Genomic DNA, 23,312 nt, shown 5'->3' with positions numbered 1-23,312 from the left:
CTTCTTAAGAAGTGGCTACCGGACAAGGTTAACCCTCGGAAATTGACATAAATTTGAGAGAGGCCTCTGCATGTGCCGCCGAGTGGAGGCGGGTGGCTGCGCCTTCACCCTTTTTTCACCTTGGCAAAGGCAATCCGCGGGGAGAAGCGGGATCGTAAGCCGGTGTTAATTGCACCCCGCTCAGAAAGGCGTCATGGGGAGTTCGGTTGGGCGGTTCCAGGAGCGCACTGTTGGGCCGTTCACCTTATCCCACACGGCGTCTTGAAGTTCAGCACTCGGACACTCTATGTAGGGGTTGACACGATTGAATATGATTCTCGCGGTCCATCCGGGGGAACCAAGGTAATAAAGGACGGACATGAGAAATCCAGTTGATACCGCCATGGCCCTGGTGCCCATGGTCGTGGAGCAGACGAATCGCGGAGAGCGCTCCTACGATATCTTTTCCCGCCTGCTCAAGGAGCGGATCATCTTTCTGACCGGCCCGGTCGAAGATACGATGGCCTCGCTTGTGTGCGCCCAGCTTCTGTTCCTCGAAGCCGAGAATCCGAAGAAGGAAGTCGCCATCTACATCAATTCGCCGGGTGGCGTCGTCACCGCCGGCATGGCGATCTACGATACGATGCAGTTCATTCGTCCTGCCGTCTCGACGCTCTGCATCGGCCAGGCAGCCTCCATGGGTTCGCTGCTGCTCGCAGCCGGCGAAAAGGGCATGCGCTTTGCAACCCCGAATGCCCGGATCATGGTGCATCAGCCCTCGGGCGGCTTCCAGGGGCAGGCATCCGACATCGAGCGCCATGCTCGTGACATTATCAAGATGAAACGTCGCCTGAACGAAGTCTATGTGAAGCATACCGGCCGCACCTACGAGGAAGTCGAGAACACCCTCGACCGCGACCACTTCATGGAGTCTTCCGAGGCGAAGGACTGGGGTCTGATCGACAAGATCCTGACCTCGCGCCAGGAAATCGAGGGCGTCAGCGCAAGCTGACGCAACTTCGCCGCAGGGCAGCGGCGGTCGTCGGACGGATCTCTCCAAAGAAGGGGGTTTTATCTGGCGACGAACGCGATAAATGTAGGTATTAAGGCTATGTTGAATTTTTGTGACATAGTCTGGCGATCTGGAGGGGTTTGCGTTGCCGCCGGTTCCCGTTCGGGGATTGGAACCGGAGAGTACCCCAGGTCGACGCGGCCTGACCCCTTTCGTGGCGAAGGGGCCGGGCAGTTTGAGTAGACCGCGATCCGTCTGAACGGTTCAGCGGCGTGCTGGAAGGATAAAGACATGAGCAAAGTCAGCGGAAGCAACGGCGGTGACTCCAAGAATACTCTCTATTGTTCTTTCTGCGGCAAGAGCCAGCACGAAGTCCGGAAGCTGATTGCCGGACCGACGGTGTTCATCTGCGATGAATGCGTCGAGCTGTGCATGGATATCATCCGCGAAGAAAACAAATCTTCGATGGTCAAGTCCCGTGACGGCGTGCCGACACCGCAGGACATCATCAAGATCCTCGACGAATATGTGATCGGCCAGAAGCAGGCCAAGAAGATCCTGTCCGTCGCGGTGCACAATCACTACAAGCGTCTGTCGCATGCCTCCAAGGGCGGCGATGTGGAACTGGCGAAGTCCAACATCATGCTCGTCGGTCCGACCGGTTGCGGCAAGACCTATCTTGCCCAGACGCTGGCCCGCATCATCGACGTGCCGTTCACCATGGCCGACGCCACGACGCTCACCGAAGCCGGTTATGTCGGTGAAGACGTCGAAAACATCATCCTGAAGCTGCTCCAGGCGGCCGACTACAATGTCGAGCGCGCCCAGCGCGGCATTGTCTACATCGACGAAGTCGACAAGATCTCCCGCAAGTCGGACAATCCCTCGATCACCCGCGACGTGTCGGGTGAGGGCGTCCAGCAGGCTCTGCTGAAGATCATGGAAGGCACGGTTGCCTCCGTCCCGCCGCAGGGTGGCCGCAAGCATCCGCAGCAGGAATTCCTGCAGGTCGACACGACGAACATCCTGTTCATCTGCGGCGGCGCCTTTGCCGGCCTCGACAAGATCATCTCTGCCCGTGGCGAGAAGACCTCGATCGGCTTCGGTGCGACGGTCAAGGCGGAAGACGATCGCCGAGTCGGCGAAGTGCTGCGCGAACTGGAGCCGGAAGACCTGGTCAAGTTCGGCCTCATCCCGGAATTCATTGGTCGTCTGCCGGTTCTGGCAACGCTCGAGGACCTGGACGAGGATGCACTGATCCAGATCCTCTCCGAGCCGAAGAACGCGCTCGTCAAGCAGTACCAGCGCCTGTTCGAGATGGAAGACGTGGAACTGTCCTTCCACGAGGATGCTCTTCGCGAAATCGCCCGCAAGGCGATCACCCGCAAGACCGGTGCGCGCGGCCTGCGCTCGATCATGGAAAAGATCCTGCTCGATACCATGTTCGAACTGCCGGAACTGGAAGGTGTCCGCGAAGTGGTCATTTCCGACGACGTCGTCCGGGAATCGTCTCGTCCGCTCTACATCTATTCGGACCGTCAGGAAGAAAAAGCGAACGCTTCGGCCTGATTCTCAACCTGATGGTGTTTATCGACGGCCCGCCCTTGTGGCGGGCCGTTGCATTTTTGGTCGCATGACCGATTTATGCGGGCGCGGCAGCAAATTTGTCATGAAGGCAGTTTCCAGCGGCGTCGCATTGGTTTAAAAAGTAAAACGGTTGTTAACAGGCTGCGTCGTTCGCAGCGAGGATGACAAGCGGAGCGCATGACGCGCTCGCCACATGCCGGTCCTTTCTCACCAGGTTTTCCGCATGTTGCCAAAAACAAGCGTGTTCTCGAGTTTTGCTGTAGGGCCCAGGGTATGAGGGCAACGGGGTTCGTCTGGCGCGACCTTGAATTTACGTTACGGGAACTCCACCTTGGGTGGGAGCAAGAACTCTACCTGCCTTCTATGACGGCAGGACAGTGCCCGGCCTTCCAGGCCGACGGAAAGGAAATAGAATGACGAAGATGACGTCTGCCGCAACCGAGGGGAACGTGTTTCCCGTCTTGCCGTTGCGAGACATTGTTGTGTTCCCTCACATGATTGTTCCGCTCTTCGTGGGTCGCGAAAAGTCTATCCGCGCCCTCGAAGAGGTCATGGGCTCCGACAAGCAGATCATGCTGGCGACCCAGATGAATGCCGGTGACGATGATCCGGCGCCCTCTGCCATCTACAAGACCGGGACGATCGCCAATGTCCTGCAATTGCTGAAGCTGCCCGACGGCACGGTGAAGGTGCTGATCGAAGGCCGCGCGCGTGCGCACATCGACAAATATACCGGCCGCGAGGACTTCTATGAGGCCGTCGCCCATGTGCTGTCCGAGCCCAAGGAAGATGCCGTCGAGATCGAGGCGCTGAGCCGTTCAGTCGTCTCGGAATTCGAGAACTACGTCAAGCTGAACAAGAAGATCTCCCCTGAAGTGGTTGGCGCTGCCAGCCAGATCGAGGACTATTCGAAGCTTGCCGATACGGTTGCCTCGCATCTCTCCATCAAAATCACCGAAAAGCAGGAAATGCTGGAAACGGTGAGCGTCAAGACCCGCCTTGAAAAGGCACTTGGCTTCATGGAAGGCGAGATTTCGGTTCTCCAGGTCGAGAAGCGCATCCGTTCGCGCGTCAAGCGCCAGATGGAGAAGACCCAGCGCGAATACTATCTGAATGAGCAGATGAAGGCCATTCAGAAGGAACTCGGCGATGGCGAGGACGGCCGCGACGAGATGGCCGAAATCGAGGAACGCATCTCCAAGACCAAGCTTTCCAAGGAAGCCAAGGAAAAGGCCGAGGCGGAACTGAAGAAGTTGCGGCACATGAGCCCGATGTCGGCGGAAGCCACCGTCGTACGCAATTATCTCGACTGGCTGCTGGGCCTGCCCTGGGGCAAGAAGTCCAAGGTCAAGATCGACCTGAATGCGGCTGAGAAGATCCTCGATGAGGATCACTTCGGTCTCGACAAGGTCAAGGAACGCATCGTCGAATATCTGGCCGTCCAGGCCCGTGCGACCAAGCTCAAGGGTCCGATCCTGTGCCTCGTCGGCCCTCCAGGCGTGGGCAAAACCTCGCTCGCCCGTTCGATCGCCAAGGCGACCGGCCGCGAATATGTGCGCATGGCGCTGGGCGGCGTTCGTGACGAAGCGGAAATCCGCGGTCACCGCCGCACCTATATCGGCTCGATGCCCGGCAAGGTCATCCAGTCGATGAAGAAGGCCAAGAAGGGCAACCCGCTCTTCCTGCTCGACGAGATCGACAAGCTGGGCCAGGACTATCGCGGAGACCCGTCTTCGGCGCTTCTGGAGGTGCTGGATCCGGAACAGAACAGCACGTTCATGGACCATTACCTGGAGGTCGAATACGACCTGTCCAACGTGATGTTCATCACCACGGCCAATACCCTGAATATCCCGGGTCCGCTGATGGACCGCATGGAGATCATCAGGATCGCCGGCTATACCGAAGACGAGAAGCTGGAGATTGCCCGGCGGCATCTTCTGCCCAAGGCCATCAAGGAGCACGCGCTTCGGCCCGAGGAGTTTTCGGTGGGTGATGATGCCATCAAGGCGATCATCCAGCAGTACACCCGCGAGGCCGGCGTTCGCAGTTTCGAGCGGGAGCTGATGAAGCTTGCTCGCAAGGCTGTGACGGAGATCCTGAAGGGCAAGACCAAGTCGGTCGCGGTCACGGCAGCCAACATCAACGAGTATCTCGGCGTGCCGCGTTACCGTCATGGCGAAGCCGAGGGCGAGGATCAGGTCGGTATCGTCACCGGTCTGGCCTGGACCGAAGTGGGTGGCGAGCTGCTGACCATCGAAGGCGTGATGATGCCGGGCAAGGGCCGCATGACGGTCACCGGCAACCTCAAGGAAGTGATGAAGGAATCGATTTCGGCTGCGGCATCCTATGTCCGCTCGCGCGCTGTCGATTTCGGCATCGAGCCTCCACGCTTCGACAAGGCCGATATCCACGTGCACGTGCCGGAAGGTGCGACGCCCAAGGATGGTCCGTCTGCCGGTGTTGCCATGGCAACCGCCATGGTGTCGATCATGACGGGCATCCCGGTCTCCAAGGATGTCGCGATGACGGGCGAAATCACGCTCCGTGGTCGTGTCCTGCCGATCGGTGGCCTGAAAGAAAAGCTGCTGGCCGCGCTCCGTGGCGGTATAAAGAAGGTTCTGATCCCGGAAGAGAATGCCAAGGATCTGGCTGACATTCCTGACAATGTGAAGAACAATCTTGAGATCATTCCCGTGTCGCGCATGGGCGAAGTCATTCGCCATGCCCTGGTCCGCGTGCCGGATCCGATCGAGTGGGACGGGACCGTGGAAACGCCCGCAATCGGCACCGTAGAAGGCGTCGACGACGGCGTGGCGATCGCCCACTAAAGGCAGAGTATGATGGTGACCGAAAACTGCATACAGTTCTAGGCATCATGCTCAACGGGGCTTTGGCCGCCGCATTCTTGCCAAATTGGCACATCAGTGACGAAAAGGCTGGCAAATTCGCCAGCCTTTTTTGTGTAAAATCGCCGAAACTCCTTGTTTTCAGGGCTTATGCCGTGTTTGGGAGTTGCGACGGAAAAAGTCGGGCGTATTGTCCGCTCGACTTTGTTTTCTTGAGTCGTTTCATGCCAATCAGAAAGGGTGGAAACCATGAATAAGAACGAACTCGTATCCGCGGTTGCGGAAAAGGCCGGCCTGACCAAGGCTGACGCCGCTTCGGCCGTGGATGCCGTTTTCGAAACGGTCCAGGGTGAGCTGAAGAATGGTGGTGACGTCCGTCTCGCCGGTTTCGGTGCTTTCACCGTGTCCCGTCGCGAAGCCTCCAAGGGCCGTAACCCTTCTACCGGCGCTGAAGTCGATATCCCGGCTCGCAACGTTCCGAAGTTCACGGCCGGCAAGGGCCTGAAGGACGCCGTCAACAGCTAATGCGCATAAACCCTTTGCGCCCATAGCGGCGGAAGGGTTTTGGCAAGAGATGCAAGAGCCCGGTGCGATAACGCGCCGGGCTCTGTCATTTGTGGCTTATGACTTGATATCAATAGTCGCAGTAGCCGCCGTCGAGACCGACGGATGGGTCGTGATTGTCGAAGAGGACGCGCATGTCGCAGGTCTCGGTATCCGGTGCCGAGACTGGCCCGGCGCAGAAAGTGCCCGCCGGCGTAAAGATCTCGACGAACCAGCGATGATGCACATAGGTCTTGAAACCGGGCTCCTCGCCGGGTTGCACCAGGGCGTATTCGCGCAGTTGCCCCTTGAAATCCGCCCAGTAGACGCGGAAGGCATAGGCCGTATCATTGTGAAAGCGAATGCCGGTCGGAATATTGGTTTCGGGTGATGACGTGGCCCCGGCAAGACATTCGTCAGCTTGTGAAGGGCTGGCCGGCAGCATAAGCATAGTGAGAGCAACTGCATTCAGCAGCAACCTGGTATTCATGGGCGTCTTTCCCGATGGCGGTGGTGATGCCCGATCTGTGCATGAATACAGGAGCGAGGCAATGGCGGGAGGCTGCCGTTTCTCCTGGATCCGGCTGACTTGTTTTGGACATCGTATTCGTAGCGCGGCAACGCCACCCTTGTGCCTGAACATCATTTGATTTAATCGCAGATCTGCCGGTCTATTCCGGCATCGTTCTCAGGGCGGGGTGAAAGTCCCCACCGGCGGTAGGGGCTCATTGATGGCCCGAAGCCCGCGAGCGCTTACGTTTCCTTCTGGGAACGGAAGGTCAGCAGATCCGGTCAGATGCCGGAGCCGACGGTCATAGTCCGGATGAAAGAGAATGAGGTGATGGCGCTCGCGCATCGGCATCGGGTTTTGCCCGGCCGCCGACGCAAGGGCTTTCGTGCGTGTCGTCTGCCGGGAATGGCGAGCGGTGCCCGCGATGAAGGCCGTTGCCCTCATGCGTCCTGATTTATGTTGGTCCTGTCTAGAGGAAACGGACATGAATCAGAGCCTTCCTTCGCTCACACGCTCGCGCGCTGTCGTGGGTGCCTTCTACATGGTGCTGGCCGGTGTTGCCTTCGCCATTCTGAACGTCGTCACCCAGTGGCTGACGATGACACTGTCCTTCCCGCCGGCGGCGGCCGCGTTCTGGCAATATGCCTTCGCACTGGTGTTTTCCTTGCCGCTGCTCTTCCGTCTCGGCTTTCGCGCCATGAAGACCCGCTATCCCGGACGCCACCTGTTGCGCGTGCTGCTGGCGGCTCTTGGCGTGCAGGCCTGGGTGATGGGACTTGCATCGGTGCCGATTTGGCAGGCCATCGCGCTCGTCATGACCTCACCCTTCTTCATCGTGCTGGGTGCACGCCTGTTCCTGGGCGAAGCCGTGGGACCAGCGCGCTGGGCGGCGACCGCCACCGGCTTTGTCGGCGCCATGATCATACTGCAGCCTTGGTCCGACGGCTTTGCGCCGGCCGCGCTCTTGCCGGTCCTGGCAGCTTTGCTGTGGGGAGCCTCCTCGCTGCTGATGAAGAACCTGACGGCCTATGAGCGACCGGAGACCATCACTGTGTGGCTGCTGGCGCTGCTGACGCCGATCAATGCGGGTCTGGCGGTTGCGGCCGGCGGCATTGCCTTGCCTGTTGGCACGGCACTGGCTCTGTTTGTCGCGGCGGGCGTGCTGACGGCGCTGGGCCAGTATCTGCTTACGCTGGCTTACAAGACTGCCGATGCCGCCTATGTTCAGCCCTTCGACGATCTGAAGCTGCCGCTCAACGTTTTCGCGGGCTGGCTGGTGTTCGGCTATGCCCCGGCCGGCCTGCTCTGGCTCGGTGCGCTGCTGATCCTCGGTGCCTCGCTGCTGTTGATGAGCATCGAGATTTCCAAGGAAAGGGCAGGGCGGCGCAGCACCGAGGCGGCCGCCTGAGGCCTGTCGGTCCGCTCCCGTCTGGACGAAAATGACAATCCGCATGATGTGTCATGCGGCTGTCATCGACGTGACGCAAAAGCCTCCTGTTGCTTTCTCATGGAAACAGGAGGTTTCCCCATGGCTCTCAATTTCTCGCGCGCCGCGCTCACGGCCGCGCTGCTGGCATCGGTCGCCGTACCGGCCAGCGCAGACCAGGTTTTCAATCGTATCGCGTCATTCCCCGTTGCCAGCAATCTGCCTGGTGACAAGGACAAGCTGTCGACTACGTCGGCCGAAATCATCACCGCGTCTGAAGATGGCATGACGCTAATCTATTCCGACAGCCCCCTCGGCGGCATCGGTTTTGTCGATATCAGCGACGCCAAGGCACCTAAGGCCGGTGGCGCCTTGATGATGGACGGCGAGCCGACCTCGGTTGCGTCTGTTGCAGGCAAGGTCCTGGTGGCGGTCAACACGTCTGAGAGCAAGGCCAAGCCGTCTGGCCGTCTTGCCGTTGTCGATATCGCCTCGAAGAAGATCGATTCGACCTGCGATCTCGGTGGTCAGCCTGATTCCGTTGCCATCTCGCCGGACAAGACCTTTGCCGTCATCGCCATCGAAAATGAGCGCGACGAAGAACTGAACGATGGCAAACTCCCGCAGATGCCAGCTGGGGACCTGGCGATCGTGTCGTTGAAGGACGGCAGCGCAGACTGCGCCACCTTGAAGCATGTTGCCATGACGGGCCTTGCCGCGATTGCCGGCGACGATCCGGAGCCGGAATTCGTCTCCATCAACAGCCTCGGCGAGATCGCCGTGACGCTGCAGGAAAACAATCACATCGTCATCGTCGACGGCAAGACCGCGACCGTGAAGACCCATTTCTCCGCCGGCACGGTCGATCTCGAAGGCATCGACACGAAGTCTGACGGCGCCCTGAAATTCACCGGCAAGAAGGAAGGCGTCCTGCGCGAGCCTGACGCCTTGAAGTGGCTGGATGACAACCGTTTCGTCGTGGCCAACGAAGGCGACTACGAAGGCGGTTCGCGCAGCTTCACCATCTTCGACAAGACCGGCAAGGTTCTGTTCGAATCGGGCCCGTCGCTTGAACTGGCTATCGCGCAGATCGGTCATTTCCCTGACAAGCGCGCCCGCTCCAAGGGTGTTGAGCTCGAGGGCCTGGAAGCGGCAACCTTCGGCGACCAGAAATATTTCTTCGTGCTGTCCGAACGCTCCTCGATCGTCGGCGTCTACAAAGACACCGGCGCCGAGCCGGAACTGGTACAATTGCTGCCCTCCGGCATTTCCCCGGAAGGAGCCGTGGCCATTCCCTCGCGCAACCTGTTTGCCACCGCAAACGAGGTGGATCTTGGCGAAGACGGCCTGCCGCGCTCCCACGTGATGCTGCACGAGCGTGCCGAAGGCGAAGCGGCCTATCCGATGCTGCGGTCTGACCTGGTCGACGGCAAGCCGATCGGCTGGGGTGCCATGTCAGGCCTGGTTGGCGATGCCGAGAAGGACGGCACGCTCTACGCCGTCAACGACAGCTTCTACGCCATGCAGCCGACCATCTTCACCATCGACGCGACGCAGAAGCCCGCTGTCATCACCACGGCACTTCCGGTTCTGCGCGGCGGTCAGCCGGCACAGAAGCTCGACATCGAAGGCATTGCGCTGGATGGCAAGGGCGGCTTCTGGCTGGCCTCGGAAGGCGATCCGGCCAAGCTCGTCGGCCATGGCATCTACAATGTCGACGCCAAGGGCGAGATCAAGTCGGAAATCGGATTTCCCATGGAACTGCTGGCCGGCCAGACCCGGTTCGGCCTGGAAGGCATTACCTCGGTCGGCACGGGCGATGACCTGACACTGTGGATGACGATCCAGCGCGAATGGGCCGACGACAAGAAGGGCTTCGTCAAGCTGGTGTCCTACAATCCGAAGTCCAAGGAATGGGGCGGCGTGAGCTATCCGCTCGACAAGGGCGAGGCTGGCTGGGTCGGCCTGTCCGAAATCACCGCCCATGGCGACCACGTCTATATCGTAGAGCGCGACAACCAGGTCGGCGACAATGCCAAGATCAAGAAGCTCTACCGTGTCGCTATCGCGGACCTGAAGCCGGCCAAGCTTGGCGGCGAACTGCCTGTCGTCAAGAAGGAAGAAGTCTACGACTTCATCCAGGACCTGAAGTCCGCCACCAACGGCTATGTCGTCGACAAGCTGGAAGGCTTCGCCTTCGATGCCGAGGGCAAGGCCTATTTCGTCACCGACAATGACGGTGTCGATGACAGCTCCGGCGAGACCATCTTCAAGGCGGTCGACCTCAAGGGCATCAACTGAGTTTCGTCCTCCCAAGACGATGACCAGGAGGCCGGGCGAGCGATTGCCCGGCTTCTTTCCGTTTGGGCTATTTCGACGACAGCGATTTGAGAAACGGCAACATCGCCGCAAGCAATGCAGTTGGTGCCGAGACATGCGGTGCATGGCCCGTTGCAAGCGAAGCGATCTCCGCACCGGGCACCAGAGCCTGCATCCGCCGCTGCAGATAGATATAGACCGATTGATCTTCGGTCGCTTCGATATAGAGCCGCCGTATCCGGCCGAATCGTTCCGGCGTCAGCCGCGGCCGTGTGGCCCGCCCCCCCTCAGGCTGCGGCGTCAGCCTAGTGGCCAGCGATCTCGCCATATCGACCGGCAGGTCCGACAGAAAATGCGCCGCTGCTGCCTCGATTGGCACGCTGCTGGTCATGCGATCCTCAGACCAGATGAGGTGCGGGGAAATTCCACCGGCGCCCGGATGCTGCGGCAGAGCCTCGCGAACCAGATCGCCATAGCCCAGGCCGTCAGGCAGCATCATGCCCGCGACATAGACAAGGCCGACGATCCGATCGGGAATGCTTTCAGCCACCTGGGAGACGACGACACCGCCACCGGAATGGCCAACAAGAACCACCGGCCCCGACTGCCGGGCGACGATGTCCAAGACATGCTCGACATAAAGGTCCAGCGTGACCGCTTCAGGTCGCGTGTCGTCGGTGCCGTTGCCGGGAAGATCCACCGCAACAGGCGTGAAACCTTCTGCTGCCAGAAGCGGCGAAAAGCTCTCCCAGACCCAGGCGCCCTGCCAGGCGCCGTGGATCAGGATGACGGGGAGGGATCCTTCGCCCATCAGGTTTGCGGCGCCGTGACATAGGTGCGCTGATACATGGTCTGCAGATGCTGCTCGACGGTTACAGGCGGATACTTCGGCGTTTCGCCTTCCGCCAGGCAGTTGGGCAGGCATTCGACGAGATGATCGGGATTTCCGGTAAAGAAGAAGGGAATGGAATAGCGCTCGCGACCGCCCTCGTTGACGACGCGATGCAGGGTGGAGCGATATCGCCCATTGGTCCAGCGCGCGATCATGTCGCCGAGATTGACGACGAAGGTGCCTGGGATCGGGTTGGCGTGGATCCAGCTATCGCTCGCGGCGTCATGCACCTGCAGCCCGCCGACATCGTCTTGCAGCAGCAGGGTCAGCCCGCCGAAATCCGTGTGGGCGCCGGCCCCTTTTTCATTGGGCGCCGCGTCCTTCGGCTGCGGCGGATAGTGCAGGAGGCGCAGGATGCAGAGGGGATCGCGCACGAAGGCCGAGAAATGATCCTCCGGCAGGTCGAGCGACAACGCCATGCCGCGAAACAGCCGCTCGCCAAGGTCGGACATGGCGGCGAAATAGGCCATCATCGTGGGGCGGAAGCCCGGCTGGTCCGACGGCCATTGGTTCGGGCCGCGATTGAAGCGCCGGGACACCACGCGCGGATCGTCCAGCGGCATCTCCGGGCCGATGTAATAGCCTTCCTTGAGATCCGCCGGCGCGCCAGCCTCCAGGGTCTGGCCGCGCAGATGCTCGTAGCCGCGGTTGCAGAAGGAGTTGACCTTGTCCACCGCCAGCTTGTCTTCGATCGGGCGGCTGAAGAAGGTCTTCACCTCCGCAAAGGCGGCATCGATCAGCCCCTGCGGAATGCCGTGTCCGGCGCAATAGAAGAAGCCCTTGTCCAGGCAGGCCCGCTGCAGGGCAAGGCCGACCTTGGCCCTTTCGGCTGCGGATGAGGATGAAAGCCCCGCGATGTCGATGATCGGCAGGCTGGCGGCATCCACGGCCCTGGCTTGAAGACGTGCGCTCATGATGATCTCCCACGTGATGATCGGTCGCTTCCGAAGAGGTGATGCCAAGGCTAGATCAGCCTGCTGGGAAGAACAACGTGTCGACTGCTGAAAGAATGAGCAAAGGGACGGTTTGCATAGGAATTGCGCAAAAAGCTTTGACGTGTTGCGCGTGACGCTACAGCGGGCCTGAACGGCCGTGCAGTCGCACAGTCTGACACAAGCCTACGGGACTAGCTGCTGGAAAGGCATGGTCGAACAGGGAGACAAGGGATGCTGATCAATCAGTTGGCGGAGGCCGAGGATCGGTTTCGCAAGGGCCAGTATGTCGAGACCCTGCAGATCCTCAATCGCCTCAGTTCCCTGTCAGATGATCCCCGCAGCATCAATCTGCTGGGCGAGACCCTAATCCAGCTGGGCATGTATGCGGAGGCGGCGTCGGCTTTCGAGCTTCACGTGGACAAGGAGGGCGCCTGGCAGGCCGCTTTCCTGAAAAAGGCGGCGCTCCTGTATTTCATGATCGGCGAGAAGGACAAGGCAAAGCTCTATGCCTTTCGCGTGTTGACATCGGAGCCGAAGAGCCCGGAAGCAGCATTCGTCCTGGTGAACCTGCTGAAGTCTCCCCAGGACAAGGCGTTGGTGGAGGGGCTGACCTACAATCTCATCGAGAGCGATGTTCCCGACCATCTCGAGCTGGCCTATGCCCGATTGGGCGCCGAGGTGTCGAATGAGCGTTTGCTGCCGCTGATCCGGAAACTTGCGCCGCTGAAGCCTGGGGATGCCTGGCTGCAGAGACTGTTGCTCGCCTTCGCCCGCGAATATGCAGATTATGAAGTCCTCGATGCCATTGAGGCCGAACTTGCCGCCGGCACGCGCGCGCCAATTCGCGAGCTGCCGCTGGAAGCACTTTTCGGCCACGACAGCGAGAGCGATCCCGCTGTTCGCGTTGTTCCTGAACTCTCGACGGTGTTTGACCCGGAAAAGCGGCAGGCCCGCAGAACGGCACCACACAGCTGGGGTCCTAAACTGAGGATCGGTTACATCTCCTCCGACTTCATGCCGGACCATGTCGTCATGCGGCAGTTGGCCGATGTGCTGCGCCGGCACGACAAGGACAAATACTCTGTCACGCTGTTCTGCAATTCCCCCTGGAAGGGCGGCGACCGCAAACGCTTCTTCGCCGAACTGGGTCACCATGTCGATATCTCCGACCTTCCCGACAAGAAGGCCGGCAAGGAGGTTCTCCGTCGCGATATCGACATTCTCGTCGACCTTGGCGGTCACACCTCGAAATCCCGGGCGGCGCTGCTCAATCTCGGGCTTGCCCCGATCCAGGTGTCCTGGCTCGGTTATCCAGGTCCCGCGCTCGGCCTCGACTGCGATTACGTCATCTCCGACAGGACTGTTACGCCCGAGACATCCGCGTCGTGGTATGACGAGAAATTCTGCTGGATGCCGGAAAGCTACATGCCAAACGATCCGACGGTCCGGAAATTGCCTGCGGATGTGTCGCGCGCCGATCATGGCCTGCCGGCAGACGCCTTTGTCTTCGCCTCGTTCAACGCGCCCAAGAAGATCACGCCGCGCGTGATCGCCCTCTGGGCCCGGATACTCCAGGCCGTGCCGGGCAGTTTCCTTTGGATGACCTGCCGCGCTGAGACCGCAGAGAAAAACATCGCCAAGCGATTCGCCACGCTCGGTATCGATCCCGGCAGAATCATCTTTGCCGAATCGATCCGGTCCTATGACGAGCATGTCGGACGGTTGCGGGCGGCGGATCTAGGGCTCGATCCGTTCCCCTATAACGGCCATGCGACGACCGCTGATTGCCTCTGGGCCGGGTTGCCCGTCCTCTCGATCAAGGGACAAAGCTTTGCCGCGCGCGTGTCCCAAAGCCAGTTGCATGCCATCGGGCTTGAGGATCTGGTCGCTGCCGATGAGGAGGCCTATTTCCAGAGAGCCGTCGCGCTCGCAAGCGATGCCAAGGCGGTGAAAGCCTATCGCGATCGCCTCGATCAAAACCGGCTGCGCGCCCCGCTATTTGATTCGGAACGCTACTGCCGCCATCTCGAATCCGCCTATCGGATGATGGCCGATCGGGTACGCGCGGGACTGCCGCTCGAACATCTTGCTGTTCCGATGCTGCCTGCAAGGGATGGCGATTTCGGCCTTGCCCTCAAAAGGTAAGTCTGGAGCAGGGCAGTTAAGCGATCCCGCCGCCCCGTAGAACATTCCGCCGCCACGCATGGGTCTGCATGGCGGCAGATGAGTTGCAGTCAGCGTTTACCAGCGATGATGAACGTGCGGGGCGATCAACCGGTCATAGGTGTCGCGTGCTGCGGCCATCACATCCGCAGCAATCACGGGGAGATCCGAGGCGGACGCATTGCCCTTGGCCTGATCTGCATTGCGTGCACCGGGAATGACGACGGTGACCGCCTCGTGCATCAGGATCCAGCGCAGCGCAAAGGCCGCCATGGATTGCCTAGATGGCACCAGCTTGCGGATCTCCTCGACGGCTGCCAACCCGACCTCAAACGGCACGCCGGCGAAGGTTTCACCTACATCGAAGGCTTCGCCATTGCGGTTGAAATTGCGGTGGTCATCGCCGGCAAAGGTGGTCTCAGCCGTGATCTTGCCGGACAGCAGGCCGCTTGCCAGGGGAACACGGACGATGACGGCGATATTGCGCCGGCGGGCTTCTGCGAAGAACAGGTCGGCCGGACGCTGCCGGAACATGTTGAAAATGATCTGGACGCTGACCACACCAGGGAATTCGATCGCCTTCAACGCCTCTTCGACCCGCTCGACGCTCACGCCATAATCGGCGATCTTGCCGATGCGCTTGAGTTCATCAAGGCCGGCAAAGACATCAGGACGATAGTAGACGTCGGTCGGCGGGCAGTGCAGTTGCACCAGATCAAGCCGCTCGACGCCGAGATTGGTCAGCGACCTGTCGATGAAGCCTTCGAGATTGGCCTTCGTATAGCCATCCGCAACATGCGGGTTGAGCCGGCGCCCCGCCTTGGTGGCGACCATCGGACGCGGACCGGAGCGCTGGGCGAGCACGTCGGCGATGATCTTCTCCGACCGTCCGTCGCCATAGACATCGGCCGTATCGATGAAGGTTACCCCGGCGTCGAGGGCGGCGTTCAGCGCTGCGCGACCATCCGCCTCCGAGACCTCGCCCCAGGAGCCACCGATCTGCCAGGCGCCGAAGCCGATATCGCCGACGGTAAAGCCGGTCCGTCCAAAAGCCTTCTGTCTCATTCCATACTCTCCAAAGCCTGATGTCATGTCGCGGTCGGCGTAACAAGTGGATCTCGCGGCGGCAAGGGAAAGGGGTTTCGACGTGAAAATTTGATGTTGATAATGTTCATGATATGTTCCAAATACTGCATATGGTCAGGACAGTCGACACCCTCGGAAAGGCGGCCTATCACAACCTGCTCGTGGTGGCGGAATGCCGCCAATGCGGGCGCCGCGCCAAGTTCCTCGCGGAGGATCTGGCGCGATATTATTATTCCGACCGGAAAATACGCAGCCTGCCATTCAAATGCCGGGAATGCGATGCAATGGACTGCAAGATCAGCCTGACCGAATACCTGAATGATCGGACCCGGGAAGTCGTCGTGTGGCGGCCCATGAAGATCAGATGATGAAGAGCAGATAAGGCTGGATGTTCCTGTAGAGCTTGATGGCGGTCGATGGCGGATGACCGCTTGAGGTGTGAACGCGCATGCTGATGATATTGCGGTTCCTGGGATTCGTGCCGATGCTGATGCTCGCCTTCGGCATGCTCGAGGCATCTCACACCATCTGGCGCACGGGACTTGCCTATGGATTGGTCGATCCAGCGCTTTTTGCCGAGTATCGCCTGTACACGGCCGACACCAAGACATTTGTCGAGGAGATCGAGGCCGCCATTCGGGATCGCGACTATGCCTATGCCACATCCCTATATGCACTCGGTGTTTCCTACGGGCACAATCTACCACCTGACCTGAAAGATCGGGCGGAAGGAACCTGGCTGCAACGAAGCTATGCCTCGGGCACCCGTGCGGCCGATGGTTTCGTCTTCGGATCCGTGGATAGCGGTGCTGCCATTGCGGGCTCGCTGGTCAGCGATCTCATCGGCGTGGGCGACGTCAGAGACTTTTCGGTCCAGGGGTTCAACTATGTCGCTGGACGGGAATATGACCCGGTCCTGCTCGGCTTTGCCACCTTCGGCCTGGGGCTGACGGCTGCCACCTATGGCTCCGGTGGGGCCGCAGCCGCGCCCGATGCCGGTCTGTCGCTGATCAAGAACGCCTATCGCGGCGGCAAGCTGTCCAAGCCGCTGTCAGGATATTTCGCCCGATCGGCGAGCGCCGTGGTCGATACCGGCCTCCTGAGGACCGAACTCAAGGCCGTGGCCGGGCAGGGGCTTTCAGGTTTGGGCAGCATTCAGAAAGCCGCGGCCCGCTCCATCGATCGAAAGGCAGCGCAGGCTCTGGTCGATGATGTCTCCGTACTCGATTCCATGCGCCGCACCGGCGGCGTGCGTGCCTCCGTCACGGCGCTTTCGCTTGCGGATGGGCCGGCGGATCTGCGCATCCTCCAGCGGATTTCCCTCCATCTTGGCGACGGTAGTTTCGCCGCGATGAAAATGCTCGGCCGCTCCATCTTTCGGGTCGGCTATGCCATGGTGGAAATCCTGCAGGCGGTTTCAGCCATTGCCGGCATGCTGCTGCTGGCCATTTTCCGTCCGGTGTCCCGGCGAGTTCTGGTGGGCTTTGGCGCCTGGATCGGCCTTGGCCCCAACGCCTCGGCTCTGCTGCGTCCGGTCTGGCGGCTCTGGTAACCGTCAAGGCCAAAACGCTAGCGTGATCTGCTGGCCCCTGCCGGGCGTAGTCCCACACAACAAGACTTGCCGTGGCATGGAAGGACTTCCCATGAAAGACGCGTCTCGGTCCCCAGGCGGCGTGACGGCAACCTATGCCGTCTATGCGCTGCCAGCCCTGCCGCTGGCGGCTATCGCGCTGCCGCTCTACATCATCGTCCCGTCCTTCTATGCGTCGGCCCTTGGGCTTTCGCTTCCCAGCATCGGCACGGTGCTCTTGGCGATTCGCTGCCTGGATGCCGTGACCGATCCGATCTTCGGCTGGCTGTCCGACCGATTCTCTGCCCGGCGCGGCCGTCGCCGCGTGTTCTTCGCCCTGTCGCTGCCATTGACCTCCGTCGCCGCCTTCATGCTGTTCTGGCCACCTGAAGATGCCGGCCTTGTCTATCTGGCATTCTGGGGAGCGGCCCTGTCCGTCGGTGCCACCTGGTCGCTTCTGCCCTATACGGCCTGGGGCGCGGAACTCGCCACCGATTACCACGAACGGGTCCGGCTCTCAGCCTTTCGTGAGGGATCAACGCTCATCGGATCGCTGCTGGCGATCTCACTGCCCTTTGTCGGCGGAATCGAAAGTGCGGATGGTTTTCATGGGCTCGCCTGGATCGCGGTGGCGGTGGCGATTCTCTTGCCGCTTGCCGGCATCGCCGCCGTCAGCTTCGTTCCCGAACCCCCTGATCTGTCGCGGCGACGCCTCGGACTGTTCGAGGGGCTGCGCTACGTGGCCGCCAACGGCCCATTCCTGAGGCTTGCCCTGTCCTTCCTTCTCAACAGTTTTGCCAATGCCATTCCCGCATCGCTGTTCCTGTTCTTTGTCGGCCAGAGGCTAGGCGCCGCGGATCTGCAGGGGCCGCTGCTGTTCTCCTATTTCCTGAGCGCTGTTGCCGGAATCCCCATCGCAGTTTGGGTGGCCAAACGAATCGGCAAACATCGGGCCTGGTGCCTATCGATGTCCGTGGCATGCGCTGTTTTTTCGTTTGCCGGCTTCCTGGGGCAGGGGGACATCACAGCCTTTGCCGTGATCTGCGTGCTGACGGGAATTCTTCTCGGCTTCGATCTCGCTCTGCCCCCCGCCATCCAGGCCGATGTGATCGACATCGACACCAGCGAATCGGGCGAGCAGCGCTCCGGCCTCTATTTCGCCGCCTGGAGCTTCATCACCAAGCTGTCACTCGCCCTTTCGGCCGGAATCGTCTTCCCGATTCTCGCCTTCGCCGGTTTTGACGCCGCTCCAACGGCCGCATCACAGACGCCGCAAGCCTTGACGACCTTGAGCGTGCTCTATGCCTGGGCGCCGATCATACCGAAGCTCGCCGCGATCGTGGTCATGTGGGGCTTTTCGCTGGATGAAGCACATCAGAAGGAGCTGCGTCTCAAGCTGGATAACCGCTAGGAAATCAGGCCGGAACAACACAACAATGATAGGAAGAAAAATGGTGGGCGATGAGAGACTCGAAGTCTCCGAGGGATCGCTCTAACTATTGAATTTATTGATCTTTTGTGCGCCGTATTGTCAGTTTGTGTACTAGCGGGGTGACCTAGTGTCAAGGTGGTGTACTACCGCCCTATTGATCCCGTTCGCACTTCCCTTTGAGTTGAAGTCGGTCACAATCAGCTCGGATGAGTCGAGCAGGTGACATATGGCCAAAGAAAGCGAAAAGCCCCCGGTATTCCAATATCTGTTTGACCGGAGGTACGACTGGAACCAGCAGACTTTTACCCCCCTGACGGTCACTCAGGAAGAAATCCAAGATGCAATCGGTCAACTGCGGGATGAGGGTAACACGCTCTCCACCGGAAACCCTGCAAACTTCATGAAAGATTTTCTGCGCGGCATAAACCGGAATGCACAATGGCCTGAGGCAATCGCCAATGCCCGCTACACAGCACGCCAAGCGTATGGAGAGGGGCGTGTTTTCGATTTCGTTCCATATCAGCCGGGGCAAACAGTTCCATTCCCAGACGATTTCGCGCTCCCTGCAGAACCGGTGCTCCACGCTATCGAGACGCTTTCGATGCCCGCTATAGCTCGGAAGGTCGGTCGTCCTGACGATCCGTGGCTGATGCAGGTCTGCGTTCAGCAGCGCATCCTTCACACCCACTTCGCGGTCTATTCCGAGATCCAGGTAATCGATTTCCACCATCTCCAAAGCACATTGAAAGGAACTCCTTCCCTAGATGCGCTTTTCCTTTTGACATTCGATGCAGGGGACAGGCTGCAAAAGGCGTTGGTGACATTCGAGGCTGCGCGAACTGCTCCTATCCTGCCGGATCAAATCAAAGCCCAAGCGGCAGCTATGGCGGGACGTTGCCAACGCACCGACGGCCTTGGTGATATCGACTTCATCCTGCCGGTAGCCGCGAACACAACGACTGTGGGCTCGTCGTCCGTGATCGCTATGTTCGAGATGGAGCGGATCGCTGTTGAGGAGGGGCGTGAAGCTTTGAGGGAGGACCGAACTCACGAACTACCACTCCTTATCACAAGGATGGTTGGATACACTTTGAACCCAAAAGTCGCAGGTATTTTCGGAAAGTGACATGGCCGATACGCGAAGCCCTGATCAGCGCCGTCGCATCATGCAGTCGGTGAAGCAGAAGGATACTGGTCCAGAGATCGCGGTTCGCAAAAAATTGCATTCGCTTGGTTATCGCTTCCGGCTTCATGGTCGCACCCTTCCAGGGCGTCCAGATCTGGTCTTTCCGTCGCGCAAGAAGGTGATCTTCGTACATGGGTGCTTCTGGCACGGTCACGACTGCAGCAAGGGTGCGCTACCGAAGTCACGATTGGAATACTGGAAACCGAAGATCGAAGCGAACAAAACTAGAGACGAACGGAACGTAAACGAGTTAAAGAAGGCGGGCTGGGACTCGCTGGTGCTCTGGCAATGCGAAGTCGCGCGGCTAGATGAGGCCATTGACAGCGTAAAACGGTTCTTAGGCCCGCCGGGCCGCCAAGGGAGTGCGGATTGAAATGACGAGACCGGTCGGTATCGATTTATTTGCAGGAGCGGGCGGGCTGAGCTTGGGCTTCGAGCAAGCTGGTTTCGACTTGCTGGCAGCCGTGGAAATTGACCCGGTCCACTGCGCAGTCCACAAATTCAATTTCCCTGATTGTGCTGTCCTTCCACGAAGCGTTTCAGCCCTTAGCGGTGCGGACATCAGGCGGGCTGCCGGCCTTCCGAACGATGCCCAGGTCGATGTTGTGTTCGGCGGTCCACCTTGCCAAGGCTTCTCGATGATCGGTCAACGATCCCTCGACGACCCACGAAACCGGCTCGTGTATGATTTTGTCAGACTGGTCACCGAACTGGATGCAAAGTACTTCGTTTTCGAGAACGTGAAGGGCCTGACGGTCGGCCGACAGAGAAAGTTCCTAGAGGAGATAGTCGAGGCGTTCCACGATGCGGGTTACGAGGTTCGTCTTCCGTGGAAGGTCTTCAATGCGAGTGAATTCGGTGTGCCGCAGCTCCGCGAGCGCCTGATCTTAATGGGATGCAAGAAGGGACTGCAACTCCCGACCTTCCCAGAAGCTACGACCAGGGGTGCAAAGGCTCGCGCGTCGGATCTTCCTCCCGGCCCCACTGTGTCTGACGCTATCGGCGATCTTCCTGATGCCGACCTTTTTGCAGCACTTGCTGACACTGATAAGGTTCCCAACGTCAAGTTTGGATCTCCTAGCCTCTACGCTGCTGAAATGCGCACCCTGACCAACGATTCGTGGCACTACGGCTATCGCAGAGAATGGGACCCTTCGGTTCTCACATCGTCTTGGCGCACCGACCACACTGACATATCCAAGCGCCGCTTTGCAGAGACCTTATCAGGACAGAATGAGCCGATCAGCAGGTTCTACAAGCTCGATGCTCAGGGCGTTTCTAACACCCTTCGGGCTGGGACTGATGGCGCTCGCGGCGCGTTCACCAGTCCACGTCCCATCCACTACAAGCACCCACGCTGCGTAACCGTCCGCGAGATGGCAAGGCTGCACGGCTTCCCTGACTGGTTCCGCTTGCATTCCACGAAGTGGCATGGTGCTCGGCAGATCGGGAACTCTGTGCCCCCGCCGCTGGCAAGAGCCGTTGCGTCGCGGATCATCGCTGCGCTTGGTATTGAGCCGACCAGACCGACAGAAGTCGTGAAGCTTGGGGACGAGGCTCTTCTATACACCACGGTCAGCGAGGCCGCGAACCTGCTCGGTGTCGCTGCTCCGAAGACCAAGCGGGACAGAAACAGCAATATCAAAAAGCGGAAGCAGCACGAGACCGAAGCCGCACGGCTTGCTGCGCTCGGAGCGTCAACGGATGTCTAGTCCACCGCGTGGAAATGTCTATCAGGACATCATCCAGCGGATCTTCGATGACCGCTACACGGCGGGCTCAGATAGCTTTGAGTTCGAACGCTCGGATCTCGAAAGTACTGCTGCCGTCCTTGGGGTCGCTCTGCCCAAGAACCTTGGCGACGTAATCTACTCGCTTCGGTATCGAACGGGCTTTCCCCAGGCAATCTTGGACACCCAGCCCGATGGGATGGAGTGGATTATTGAAGGCGCCGGGAGAGCAAGATATCGCTTCGTGTTGGTTCCTTTGAACCGGATCGTACCTAGGAATGATCTGATCACCATCGGCGTTCCCGACGGTACGCCTGAAATGATCCGCGCCTACGCCCTCGATGACGAACAGGCTCTGTTGGCAATCGTCCGATATAACAGACTTATCGACATATTCTTGGGGCTCACCACGTACTCCCTCCAGAATCATCTGCGCACCACGGTGAGGGGTATCGGGCAGATCGAGATCGACGAGCTGTACGTCGGTATGGACCGCTACGGTTGCCATTATGCGATACCTGTACAAGCCAAGGGTGGGACCGATCAGATCTCGGTTGTCCAGACCAAGCAGGATCTGGCATGGTGCGCTCAGGCCTTCCCGGACATGCGAGCGCGGGCAATCTCTGCCCAGTTCGTCGGAAGCGAGAAGGTTGCACTGTTCGAGCTTACGGTGGAAGATAATGCCGTGAAGGTCGTGGAGGAGCGCCATTACAAGCTGGTTCCCGCTGCCGAGTTGGACCCCGCAGCAATCCGCAATTATCGATGAGCGGCCATCCTGCGCGATCTCACGCGGGTAGAGCAGGACGACCAAAAGACATTATCTTCCCCTGAGAACTAAGCCGCTGTCTTTCCTTCCTTCAGCGCTCTGAAAACACTGGAACGACTCACTCCCAGCTCTTCGATGATCGCTTCGACGGTCTTGCCCTCAGAGCGCATCTCTCGAACTTTGTCAGCTTTGTTGCGAGCAGTCGGGGCGCGGCCCCGATATTTGCCCTCTGCCTTGGCTTTGGCGATGCCTTCCCGCTGACGTTCTAGCATCAGCTCGCGTTCGAACTCCGCGATGGACCCGAGCATGTTCAGCATCAGCTTGCCAGTGGGGGTTGAGGTGTCGAGGTTCAGCGCCAAGATCTTCAACTCCACGCCCTTTGATCTCAGCTTGCCCATGATATCCATCAAGTTGGCCATGGACCGTGCCAGACGGTCGAGCTTGGTCACAACCAGCGTGTCTCCTTCGCGGACATAGTCTAGGACGCGCTCCAGTTCCGGGCGCTTTGTATCCACCGACGATACCTGTTCCTGAAAGATCTTGGTACATCCCGCCGCAGTCAGATCGCGGACTTGGCTTTCCAATCCCGCAATCTGTTCGAGTGTAGAGGTGCGGGCGTAGCCGACGAGTGTCGAAGTCATTAGTCTCAGCTCCATGGGTTTCAATGAAGTCATAGATGTTGTGAGACAATTAGTGTCAAAAGTCAATACCTACTCATGTGAGACTGATTTTCGCATTGCTGGTGGGGTGCCACACACCCTAGGTCTAGTGAGACTTGATTTCCGGTTTCATGAGTGGGCTCACTGAGCTAAGTTTTCATTGCAGTGTCTCCCTAAGACGGATCGACCGCCTCAGATTTCAGCCTGTTGCGACTGCTGGACCAATCGCCTCAGTCGCCGTGAAGGTCTGGCCAACAGGGAAGGCCAAGGTCAGTGATGACGTGCGGCATTGCTGGGTAGCTGGTCGGTCGTGAGATCAGCGTCATGTCAGTGTCAGGGCAGACCACATGATGTTTCGGCGGAAGACCATAAGGCCTTCGAGAGCCGGATGACGGCAGGGGGACGGGGGGACTGCCGCATCTGTTATATCGATCTTGGGGTCTCAGATTTTTCCGACAAACATTCTGGGTCTGGGTATGCATTTTGCCCGGTCTAAGGGATGCACACCCTGTCGATGATGAAGACCATGAGGGTCACCACGACCATCATGGCACCGTGTGGAAGACCAAGGATGGATCCATGTTCTCTGGTCTTCATGTTCATCGCCATCATGAGGAAAACCTCAGCCGTCTTCATTGGATGGAAGACCAGATGATCGTCATCTCCG

The 23,312-nt window shown here is 59.5% G+C and carries 20 protein-coding genes and 1 riboswitch; of the genes, 14 read left to right on the top strand and 6 right to left on the bottom strand.

Features of this window, described 5'->3' with window-relative positions; all coding sequences use genetic code 11:
• The first annotated feature begins 358 nt into the window (after positions 1 to 358).
• From clpP to lon, 3 genes are all read left to right on the top strand, one after another.
• On the top strand, positions 359 to 991 hold the full coding sequence (gene clpP, locus B9A97_RS20825) for an ATP-dependent Clp endopeptidase proteolytic subunit ClpP (RefSeq protein WP_084367748.1): 633 nt from the start codon (positions 359 to 361) through the stop codon (positions 989 to 991).
• Positions 992 to 1,282: 291 nt separating this feature from the next.
• Positions 1,283 to 2,560, top strand: coding sequence for an ATP-dependent Clp protease ATP-binding subunit ClpX (gene clpX / locus B9A97_RS20820; RefSeq protein WP_084367747.1), 1,278 nt, complete (start codon positions 1,283 to 1,285; stop codon positions 2,558 to 2,560).
• Positions 2,561 to 2,991: 431 nt separating this feature from the next.
• Positions 2,992 to 5,409: an endopeptidase La gene (gene lon / locus B9A97_RS20815; protein ID WP_084367746.1), complete on the top strand. Its 2,418-nt coding sequence runs from the start codon at positions 2,992 to 2,994 to the stop codon at positions 5,407 to 5,409.
• A 38-nt stretch (positions 5,410 to 5,447) separates the two neighbouring features.
• Here the strand turns inward: lon and B9A97_RS29515 are convergent, their stop codons facing one another.
• Positions 5,448 to 5,678 carry a hypothetical protein gene (locus tag B9A97_RS29515; protein ID WP_143530627.1) on the bottom strand — a complete coding sequence of 77 codons (231 nt, stop codon included), beginning with the start codon at positions 5,676 to 5,678 and terminating at the stop codon, positions 5,448 to 5,450.
• On the opposite strand from B9A97_RS29515, the gene hupB reads away from it, so the two are divergent.
• Complete coding sequence (gene hupB, locus B9A97_RS20810) at positions 5,677 to 5,952, top strand: DNA-binding protein HupB (protein ID WP_084367745.1); 276 nt, start codon at positions 5,677 to 5,679, stop codon at positions 5,950 to 5,952. The genes B9A97_RS29515 and hupB overlap by 2 nt on opposite strands.
• A gap of 109 nt (positions 5,953 to 6,061) precedes the next feature.
• Here hupB and B9A97_RS20805 read toward each other — a convergent pair whose 3' ends face one another.
• The gene (locus B9A97_RS20805) at positions 6,062 to 6,460 is read right to left on the bottom strand and encodes a VHL beta domain-containing protein (protein ID WP_179145352.1); all 399 of its coding nucleotides are present in this window, start codon (positions 6,458 to 6,460) and stop codon (positions 6,062 to 6,064) included.
• A gap of 190 nt (positions 6,461 to 6,650) precedes the next feature.
• Positions 6,651 to 6,809: riboswitch (FMN riboswitch) on the top strand.
• Positions 6,810 to 6,965: 156 nt separating this feature from the next.
• Here B9A97_RS20805 and B9A97_RS20800 point away from each other — a divergent pair.
• Both B9A97_RS20800 and B9A97_RS20795 read left to right on the top strand, forming a co-directional pair.
• Positions 6,966 to 7,889, top strand: coding sequence for a DMT family transporter (locus B9A97_RS20800; protein WP_084367743.1), 924 nt, complete (start codon positions 6,966 to 6,968; stop codon positions 7,887 to 7,889).
• A gap of 120 nt (positions 7,890 to 8,009) precedes the next feature.
• Complete coding sequence (locus B9A97_RS20795) at positions 8,010 to 10,208, top strand: esterase-like activity of phytase family protein (RefSeq protein ID WP_084367742.1); 2,199 nt, start codon at positions 8,010 to 8,012, stop codon at positions 10,206 to 10,208.
• Between the two features lie 67 nt (positions 10,209 to 10,275).
• Here B9A97_RS20795 and B9A97_RS20790 read toward each other — a convergent pair whose 3' ends face one another.
• Both B9A97_RS20790 and B9A97_RS20785 read right to left on the bottom strand, forming a co-directional pair.
• Positions 10,276 to 11,037, bottom strand: coding sequence for an alpha/beta fold hydrolase (locus B9A97_RS20790; protein ID WP_084367741.1), 762 nt, complete (start codon positions 11,035 to 11,037; stop codon positions 10,276 to 10,278).
• Positions 11,037 to 12,032 (bottom strand): isopenicillin N synthase family dioxygenase, encoded by a 996-nt coding sequence (locus tag B9A97_RS20785; RefSeq protein ID WP_084367740.1) that lies wholly within the window; start codon positions 12,030 to 12,032, stop codon positions 11,037 to 11,039. Before B9A97_RS20785 ends, B9A97_RS20790 begins: the two co-directional genes overlap by 1 nt.
• 252 nt (positions 12,033 to 12,284) lie before the next feature.
• Here B9A97_RS20785 and B9A97_RS20780 point away from each other — a divergent pair, with 252 nt between their 5' ends.
• Complete coding sequence (locus B9A97_RS20780; RefSeq protein WP_084367739.1) at positions 12,285 to 14,198, top strand: O-linked N-acetylglucosamine transferase, SPINDLY family protein; 1,914 nt, start codon at positions 12,285 to 12,287, stop codon at positions 14,196 to 14,198.
• A gap of 96 nt (positions 14,199 to 14,294) precedes the next feature.
• Here B9A97_RS20780 and B9A97_RS20775 read toward each other — a convergent pair whose 3' ends face one another.
• A complete protein-coding gene (locus tag B9A97_RS20775; RefSeq protein WP_084367738.1) occupies positions 14,295 to 15,281 on the bottom strand; it encodes an aldo/keto reductase in 987 nt (328 codons plus the stop codon).
• A gap of 113 nt (positions 15,282 to 15,394) precedes the next feature.
• Here B9A97_RS20775 and B9A97_RS20770 point away from each other — a divergent pair, with 113 nt between their 5' ends.
• The 7 genes from B9A97_RS20770 (at position 15,395) to B9A97_RS29845 (ending at position 21,986) form a co-directional block, all read left to right on the top strand.
• The gene (locus B9A97_RS20770; protein WP_084367737.1) at positions 15,395 to 15,670 is read left to right on the top strand and encodes a hypothetical protein; all 276 of its coding nucleotides are present in this window, start codon (positions 15,395 to 15,397) and stop codon (positions 15,668 to 15,670) included.
• 80 nt (positions 15,671 to 15,750) lie between these two features.
• Positions 15,751 to 16,854, top strand: coding sequence for a hypothetical protein (locus B9A97_RS20765; protein ID WP_143530626.1), 1,104 nt, complete (start codon positions 15,751 to 15,753; stop codon positions 16,852 to 16,854).
• Between the two features lie 91 nt (positions 16,855 to 16,945).
• Complete coding sequence (locus B9A97_RS20760; RefSeq protein WP_084367735.1) at positions 16,946 to 18,283, top strand: MFS transporter; 1,338 nt, start codon at positions 16,946 to 16,948, stop codon at positions 18,281 to 18,283.
• Positions 18,284 to 18,530: 247 nt separating this feature from the next.
• Entirely contained in the window at positions 18,531 to 19,430 is a 900-nt protein-coding gene (locus tag B9A97_RS20755) for a hypothetical protein (RefSeq protein WP_084367734.1), read from the top strand.
• A 1-nt stretch (position 19,431) separates the two neighbouring features.
• Positions 19,432 to 19,863, top strand: coding sequence for a very short patch repair endonuclease (locus B9A97_RS20750; RefSeq protein ID WP_084367733.1), 432 nt, complete (start codon positions 19,432 to 19,434; stop codon positions 19,861 to 19,863).
• 1 nt (position 19,864) lies between these two features.
• Positions 19,865 to 21,202 (top strand): DNA cytosine methyltransferase, encoded by a 1,338-nt coding sequence (locus tag B9A97_RS20745; protein WP_084367732.1) that lies wholly within the window; start codon positions 19,865 to 19,867, stop codon positions 21,200 to 21,202.
• Positions 21,195 to 21,986, top strand: a complete 792-nt coding sequence (locus tag B9A97_RS29845) for an endonuclease (protein WP_084367731.1) — start codon at positions 21,195 to 21,197, stop codon at positions 21,984 to 21,986. The genes B9A97_RS20745 and B9A97_RS29845 overlap by 8 nt, the downstream gene beginning before the upstream one ends.
• Before the next feature lie 68 nt (positions 21,987 to 22,054).
• On the opposite strand, the gene B9A97_RS20735 is transcribed toward B9A97_RS29845, so the two are convergent.
• Positions 22,055 to 22,627: a recombinase family protein gene (locus B9A97_RS20735; protein WP_084367832.1), complete on the bottom strand. Its 573-nt coding sequence runs from the start codon at positions 22,625 to 22,627 to the stop codon at positions 22,055 to 22,057.
• Positions 22,628 to 23,312 lie beyond the last annotated feature (685 nt).

The sequence above is a fragment of the Rhizobium sp. RU36D genome, from assembly GCF_900176345.1.
Lineage (GTDB): Bacteria > Pseudomonadota > Alphaproteobacteria > Rhizobiales > Rhizobiaceae > Allorhizobium.
The sequence above is the reverse complement of the archived record's forward strand: the minus strand, read 5'-3'. Positions and strand labels throughout refer to the sequence as shown.